Source organism: Microbacterium sp., assembly GCF_036277215.1.
Classification (GTDB): Bacteria; Actinomycetota; Actinomycetes; order Actinomycetales; family Microbacteriaceae; genus Microbacterium.
Window position 1 is genome coordinate 1 of the sequence record NZ_DASUNI010000099.1, and the last position, 5079, is coordinate 5079.

Consider the following 5079-nt stretch of genomic DNA (forward strand, 5'->3'; position numbering starts at 1 on the left):
CCACCGAGAGACTGGCGCCCTCATCCGCATGCCCGACGACGTCGCTGAGAAGCAGCACGCGCCGGGTGGGGTTGGAGACCGCCGTGAACACGTCGAGGGTCGCATCCTGCTGGGGGTGCACGAAGGCGACGACGGGCGAGGTCGCCAGCTGCGGCGGCGCATCGGCGGCGAGGATCGTGATCCGGGCCGTCCCCGTCGCCTCCGACAGGCCGTCCGAGACGGTGAAGTCGACTCGGAACGTACCGGGCGCGCCCGCCGTGAAGTCGAAGGCGGCCGAGCCCACGACGACCGTCGCGGTGGCCGCAGCGCCGTCCAGCACGCGCACGGACTCGAGCCCTATCGCCCCTGCGGTGCCGGTCACGTGCGGGGTCACATCGACCGTGAGGCCCGCGCCGATCGTGTCGACCACTGCGAAGGACTGGACCGTCAGCGTCGGCTCCGACGACACGCGCACCACCAGCGGCTTCGTCTCGACCTGGCCGACCGTGTCGGCGACGGTGACGGTCAGCTCGACGAGCTCCTCGCCGGTACCGCCGTCGTCGCTGTGCTGATAGACCACCTCGCCGCCCGGGGTGGCTGCGACGCTTCCGCTGCCGGACGGGTTCTGCACCGACAGCAGCAGCAGGGGGTCGCCGTCGGGGTCGACCCAGCCGGGCATGACCGGGACCGTGACGGTTCCACCGCGGGCGACCTCCGGCGTCGGCCAGGGCACCAGGCATCCTTCGACGCCGCACCACTTCGGTGAGCCGTTGCCCGTCGACACCGAGAGGGTGACCTGGACGGGCGACGACGACAACCCGCTCTCGGAGGTCCCGTCGGTCACCCCGTACGCGAAGCCGGCGCTGCCGGTCGCATCCGGTGCGACCTTCACCGTGAGGCGCTGTCCGTCGTCGGTGATCGAGACGGTGCCGAAGCCGGGATCGAGCCCGGTGACCGATGCCGGGTCGATGCTCAGCACGTCCTCGTTGGGATCGTGGTCGTTCATCAGCACGGGCAGGGTCACGAGACTCCCCGCACGCACGCCGAAGTCATCGGGCACCGCGACCGGGGGCCGCGGGTCGATCACGACCTGCAGCTGCTCCTCGCTCTGCGCGGCATCCGGATCGGTCTGCTCATCGAGGGTCCAGTCCTGACTCGACGCGACGAGCGCGCCGTCCGGCACCGTCCACACCCAACCCGTGCGGGTCTCATTGAGGATGACGGCGTCGTCGCTCGCGACGAAGGTGGGGCTCAGGTCGTCCGGCAATTCTTCAACGCCGTAAGCGAGCTCCGACTGTCCGCTCTGCGAACTCCACAGCTGGCCGCTGCCGCCGCCCTCCGGCAGCCACGCCGCGAACACCACGCCGTCGTGCACGATCGGGCGTGCGGGTGTTCCCAGCGTGCCCGAATCTGGTGCGAACGCGATGCTCGCCGCCGATCCGTCGAGCGGGACCTTCAGCAGCTGGGTCTCGTCGGCGAGGTACACGGCCGTGCCTCCCGGGTCCGGCTGACCGGCGAGGACCGCTGCCGTCCCGCTCGTCGGGATCGCCGCGGCCGCACCCTCGAGCCACACCTCCCCGTCGCTGGTGTCGACCACCGCCCACGCATCCCCGGCGGCCGTGATCGCCGGCGAGGCGATGGCATCCGTCTCGAGGGGGTCGCTGGAGCGGACCTCGGAGGCGGGGATGTCGTACTGCAGCACCGAGCGGTCGGCGATCGAATAGCTGAACAGCATCCCGCGCTCGTCGACCGCGATCGCGTCGGCGGTGTACTCCGCGGTCCGCTCGCCCTCCGAGGAGGGCGGCTCGAGCTGCGTCGCGTCGCCCGACGACAGCCTGCCGACCCAGACCGCACCGGAGTCGGTTCGGTAGGCCACGAAGTCGCCTGCGGTGGCGACATCCGTCGTTCCAGCAGGCGTCTTCGGCGAGTCGCGCAGCGCCAGGTCGTCGAGGTCCGCCGGCAGAGCCGGGTCGATCTCGGTCAACCTGGTGAAGCTGTCCGAGAAGAGGTAGACCCCGTCGGCGGTCTGCGCGACCTGGCTGGGGTCGCTGACGTTGCGCACCGTGTCCAGCTCGCCGACGGTGGTGTTCACCCGGGCGTAGCGGCGGACCTCCCCGGTCTGCAGCGCCCAGACCGAGGTGTCGGTCTTCGCCGTCTCCTGCGCATCCAGCCCCGGCCACACGATGCTGATCCCCGCGACCAGGGCGAGCGCTGCGGCCCCTGCGGCGAGGCCCGCTGCCGCCCGGCGCTGCATCAGAGCACCCCCGACAGCAGCAGCGCCGTCACCGTGCCGCCGACGACGACCACGACGCCGATCGCCGCCGCGACCCACGGCAGCACGCGGCGCGGTCGGTCGGGCGCAGCGAAGTCGGTGTCCTCGTCGCGAGCCAGTCCCGCCACCCCCGCGCCCGGCCGGGTCTTGCGGCGCTCGTCGCGCTCGATGCGGCTGCGCGCGGGTCCGCGCAGGTCGGTGTCGGCGAAATCGACCGGCCCGGATGCCGGGGACCACTCGTCGGCGGCGATCTCGAGCTGCGTCGGCGAGAAGCCGAGCTCGCTCTGCACGCTGCGCAGGGCCTCGGCGAACTCGCGGGCCGACGCGTACCGCTGCCGCGGATCGCGGCTCATCGCGCGCGCGAGCACCACCTGGAGCGACGCCGGAACATCCGTGCGATCGATGTCGACGTAAGTCGCTCGGGCGATGCGGCGGCGCAGCTGCTCCTTGGTGTTCTGACCGCGCTCGGCGCGCTCGAACGGGCTGTGACCGGCCAGTAGCGAGTACACCGTCGCGCCGAGGCTCCACACCTCGCTGGCCACCGTCCCGGCGGAGTCCTCGGCGATCACCTCCGGGGCGCTCCACGGAATCGACATCGCCAGCACCTCGTCGGCGGTCTGTCGCGCAAGGGACGAGGAGATGCCGAAGTCGGCGAGCACCGGAGCCCCGAAGGTCGTGACCAGGATGTTGCTGGGCTTCACGTCGCGGTGCACCAGCCCCGCACGGTGGGCGGACTCGAGGGCGCTGGCCATCTTGACGCCGATGGTGAGCGCCTCGGCCACGGGGATGCGCTCGTTGCGGTACCGGTGCGACAGTGAGCCGGGACAGAACTCCATCACGATGTACGGCCGCCCGTCGGCCGAGATCCCCGCCTGGTAGACGGTGACGATCGAGGGGTGCGCGGACAGGTGCGCCAGGACATCGGCCTCGGCGTTGAACATGCGCCGCAGATCGGGATCCCGCACGTCGCTCGGAAGCACCTTGACCGCGACATCCCGCCGCGGCATGTCCTGCTCGTAAAGGAACACGTCGGCGAATCCGCCCGAGCCCAGAGGCCTGATGTAGGCGAGCCCCGGCAGTATCGGGGGCGCGGACGGCAGGCGTGTGGCCACCGAAGCCTCCCCGGAGTTCGCCCGCTCACTGCGGCGGGGCGCCACTGCCCTGTCCGGTCACGAGGGACGGTGCAGTACAAACCCGATCATGCTAACAAAACCGCCTATGAGCGCCTCGACCCGCTGTGGACCGGCGCACGCACCCGGCGCGCGCGGCGATCACGCCGGCGGCGGGTCGTTCGGATCGAACGGCGCGTCCAGCGACCGGGTCAGCTCTTCGAGCATCGCCTCGATCTGCGGCTCGACGTACTGGCTGATCGCCGCCTGGATGCGCAGGCGGTGGTGCAGCAGGATCGTGCACACCTCGCGGCCGATCATGTTGGCGTAGTCGTCGGCGAGGCCCACCTCCTGGCGCAGCGCCGCCTTCGCTTCGTCGCTGAGCGGCGGAAGCGCGGGGACGCCGGCATCCGCCTCTTCGGCGAGGCCGGAGATCGTGAACAGGAACGGGGCGCCCGGCTGCGGTTCGGGGTCCAGCGGGAGTCCCTCGAACTCCGGCTCAAGGCCCTCGGCGGGGCGGTAGCTGCGTGCGCGGTTGCGCTCGGCCTGGTGATCGAGCTCGGTCTGCAGCATGGGCAGGTTGACGGCGGTGTACTCGGCGACGGCGTGGTCGACGATCGTCTTGATCCGCGTCGACAGTCCGTGCTGCACGCCGTGCGGCACATCCGCCCCGAGTCCCGCCGCCGACAGCACAGGCGAGCCGAAGCAGCGGCGGCATGGGGCGACGCGGCCTCTGTGGGTCGCCGGCTCCCAGCGGGGCAGCCAGCGCAGCCAGGCGTCCACCGCCTGGCTGACCTGCGTCTCGAGCGAGCGCTCCACGAGTCAACGGTAGTCCGCCGCGCCAGTCGGCGCCCGGGTTTCCGCGGCGCTGCGCCGCCCGAGTACCCGGCCGGAGGCGCCCGCGGTGCGTGTCTACTCGTCGAACTCGTCCTCCCACGGCCACCGCGGCCGCTGCGCGCGGGTTCGCACGAGAGCGATCCCGCCCCATGCGGCGACCGCGCCCGACGCCGCGACGACGACGCCGAACCACGTCGTGGCGATGCGTCCCGCCACCCCGGTCGCCACGGCGAGGTCCGCTCCGGTCGAGAGCACCCCGATCCACATCGTGACGACGTACACGACGTAGCAGGCGAGCGCCGCCCACAGCGCACCCCAGAACGACGGGCGTGCGCCAGCGAGCCGGGGGTCCGGGGCGGAGCCCCGGGAAGGTACTGCACGCCGCAGCGTCAGCCAGAGCGAGAGTGCGAAGGCCGCGGTGGCCAGCGCCGTTGCGACGATGCCCGGAATCTGCCCCAGGCCACGCACCTCGACGATGTCGGCTCCGACGGCCAGGCTCACCATCCCGAGGGCGAAGATCACGAGCGCGATGAACGAGACGGTCGCGAGGGCGAGCGCGACGATCGGGCGGACCGGTCCGCCGGTGGAATCCGGGGAGCCGGTCACACCTACACGCGCGTGAGCTGGGGACCTGCCTCGAGCGTGCGCTCGTACTCGCGCTGAGCCTCGACGTTCAGCTCGGTCACGCGCGCGCCGCGGGCGGCCACCCAGGCACCGAACCAGATCGTCAGCTCGCGGCCGATGATGAACGCGCCGATCGCGAGCGGCGCGAGGAACTCGCTCTCGACGAGGGCGGCTCCCTCGCTCGCGGTGAGCATCCAGAACGGAGCCTGGAACAGCACACCGAGGATGTGGCCGAGGTAGGCCGCGACGCCGACGAGC

Annotated in this window: 4 protein-coding genes and 1 pseudogene; all 5 read right to left on the bottom strand. The window is 71.9% G+C overall.

The window, feature by feature from the left end:
- Positions 1–2233 (bottom strand): Ig-like domain-containing protein (locus VFX99_RS05065; protein WP_329665228.1); only part of this gene is annotated, 2233 nt, incomplete at its 3' end.
- Entirely contained in the window at positions 2233–3363 is a 1131-nt protein-coding gene (locus VFX99_RS05070; protein WP_329665229.1) for a serine/threonine-protein kinase, read from the bottom strand. The genes VFX99_RS05065 and VFX99_RS05070, both read right to left, overlap by 1 nt.
- A gap of 159 nt (positions 3364–3522) precedes the next feature.
- Positions 3523–4179, bottom strand: a complete 657-nt coding sequence (locus VFX99_RS05075) for a spermidine/putrescine ABC transporter substrate-binding protein (protein ID WP_329665230.1) — start codon at positions 4177–4179, stop codon at positions 3523–3525.
- Between the two features lie 93 nt (positions 4180–4272).
- Positions 4273–4803, bottom strand: a complete 531-nt coding sequence (locus VFX99_RS05080) for a hypothetical protein (protein WP_329665231.1) — start codon at positions 4801–4803, stop codon at positions 4273–4275.
- Positions 4804–4805: 2 nt separating this feature from the next.
- Positions 4806–5079, bottom strand: a pseudogene (locus VFX99_RS05085) (ABC transporter); the annotation flags it as partial.